Below are 2217 nucleotides of genomic sequence, written 5' to 3'. Positions count from 1 at the left end.
CGGCGGCGACCGGCGTGATGTCGCGGCGGGGGATATTGGCGATAGTCGCGGGTGGAGCGATGCTAGCGCTCGGCGTCTGCCGCAAATGGTGGCCCGCCAGATATCGCTTTCGGATGACCGTCGAGGCCGAGACGCCCGCGGGCGCTCGTTCCGGCTCGTCCGTCATGGAGGTCAGCGCCTACAAGCGGTTCGCGCTAACCTCCGAAGACAGGTCTGGCGGCGGGAGTTTTCGGGCCGAAGCGGTGGTGGTCGATCTGCCTTCCGGCCCGGTTTTCGTTCTGCCGACGCTTCTCGGCCCGACGGGCTATCTGGGCGCGAGGGCCACCGAAGCGCTGCTTCCCGATCGGAAAATGGGCAGCATTGACGGCTATGTCGCGGCAGTGACGGAATTAGGGAGCGGCAAGCGCTACGAGGCGACGCTTCCCCGTGCGGATTGGCCGCTGATGGTGCGCTTTCGTGACATCGGCGATCCGACGACGGTGGAGGCGGCCGATCCGGAGACGGCCGGAATCAGGCGCATCAGATTGGAAACCACCGCCGATCCGGTGACCACGGGCGTCGAAAAGAGGTTCCCGCCGTGGTTCCTTGAGTTGCTCCACAGCAAGGCGCGCTTCAACGGAAAGCACTCGATCGGCGTGTCTTCGCATGATCTGGCGGACAATTTGAGCCCCGGGGCATTCAGCACCGAGATCGGCAAGTGAAATGATCGCCCGGCCGGTTGCTCAATCGTCCGCCGGCTCACCCACGCACTGATTTCGGTGAACCGCACGCGGAAGCGCCAGCACGCCTCCAGGCGCAACCGGCGCTTCGCCTGCGTCCTCAGATATGAAGCGCGCGTCCGTAGGCGCCCAACACGCTCTCGTGCATCATCTCGCTCAGCGTCGGGTGCGGGAAGACCGTCTCCATCAGCTCGGCCTCGGTGGTCTCGAGCGTCTTGCCGATGGTGTAGCCCTGGATCAGCTCGGTCACTTCGGCGCCGATCATGTGCGCGCCGAGCAGCTCGCCGGTCTTGGCGTCGAACACGGTCTTGATGAAGCCCTCGGCCTCGCCCAACGCGATCGCCTTGCCGTTGCCGATGAAGGGGAAGTTGCCGACCTTCACCTCATAGCCGGCTTCCTTGGCCTTGGCCTCGGTGAGGCCGACCGACGCGATCTGCGGGTGGCAATAGGTGCAGCCCGGGATGTTGCGCGGGTCCATCGCGTGCGGGTGGTTGCCTGCGATCGCCTCGGCGGCGATCACGCCCTCGTGGCTGGCCTTGTGCGCGAGCCAGGGCGGGGCAGTGACGTCGCCGATCGCCCAGATGCCGTCGACATTGGTCTTGCACGCGCCGTCGGTGACGATGTGGCCGCGGTCGGTCTTCACGCCAAGCGTCTCGAGCCCGATATTCTCGGTGTTTGGCACGATGCCGATCGCGACGATGACGTGGCTGAACTCGCTCGTCGTGACCTTGCCGTCCTTGTCCTTGATCGACGCCTTGACGCAGTTCGCGCCCACTTCGAGCTTGTCGACGCCGGCCTTGGTCAGGATCGTCATGCCCTGCTTCTTGAGCGCCTTCTCGAGGAAGGCGGAGACGTCGGCATCCTCCACCGGCACGATGCGGTCGAGCATCTCGACCACGGTCACCTCGGCGCCCATGTCGTTGTAGAAGCTCGCGAACTCGATGCCGATCGCGCCCGATCCGATCACCAGCAGCTTGCTCGGCATCTCGCTCGGGGTCATCGCATGGCGATAGGTCCAGATGCGCTTGCCGTCGGCCTTGGCAAAGGGCAGCTCGCGGGCGCGAGCGCCGGTCGCGACGATGATGTTCTTGGCCTCGAGATCGGTCTTCTTGCCATCGGCCGCGGTGACGGTCAGCTTGCCCTTCGCAGTGAGCACGCCGGTGCCCATGTGCACCGCGATCTTGTTCTTCTTCATCAGGTGCGTGACGCCCTGGTTGAGCTGCTTGGCGACGCCGCGCGAGCGCTTGACCACCGCGTCCAGGTCGGCGCTGATCTTCTCCGCCGCCAGGCCATAGTCCTTGGCGTGCTGCATATAATGGAAGATCTCGGCCGAGCGGAGCAGCGCCTTGGTGGGGATGCAGCCCCAGTTGAGGCAGATGCCGCCCAGATTCTCGCGCTCGACGATCGCGGTCTTGAGCCCGAGCTGCGCCGCGCGGATCGCCGCGACATAGCCGCCGGGCCCGGAGCCGAGAACGATGACGTCGTAGGTTTCAGCCAT

Annotated in this window: 2 protein-coding genes; one reads left to right on the top strand and one right to left on the bottom strand. The window is 65.4% G+C overall.

All coding sequences use genetic code 11. The annotated features are described in order from the left end of the window. The first annotated feature begins 113 nt into the window (after window positions 1-113). Complete coding sequence (locus tag J7500_RS00210) at window positions 114-701, top strand: hypothetical protein (protein WP_294058967.1); 588 nt, start codon at window positions 114-116, stop codon at window positions 699-701. A gap of 118 nt (window positions 702-819) precedes the next feature. Here J7500_RS00210 and lpdA read toward each other — a convergent pair whose 3' ends face one another. Next, a complete protein-coding gene (gene lpdA, locus J7500_RS00205) occupies window positions 820-2217 on the bottom strand; it encodes a dihydrolipoyl dehydrogenase (RefSeq protein ID WP_294058965.1) in 1398 nt (465 codons plus the stop codon).

The organism is Sphingomonas sp., assembly GCF_017744835.1.
Taxonomy (GTDB): Bacteria; Pseudomonadota; Alphaproteobacteria; order Sphingomonadales; family Sphingomonadaceae; genus Sphingomonas.
Note: the sequence above shows the minus strand (reverse complement) of the source record. Positions and strands in the feature narration are given on the sequence as shown.

Bases quoted from the DNA above. Each gene is read 5' to 3' on its own strand.
- J7500_RS00210 (WP_294058967.1), top strand. From the start codon at position 114: ATGACCGTCGAGGCCGAGACGCCCGCGGGCGCTCGTTCCGGCTCGTCC.
- lpdA (WP_294058965.1), bottom strand. From the start codon at position 2,217: ATGGCTGAAACCTACGACGTCATCGTTCTCGGCTCCGGGCCCGGCGGC.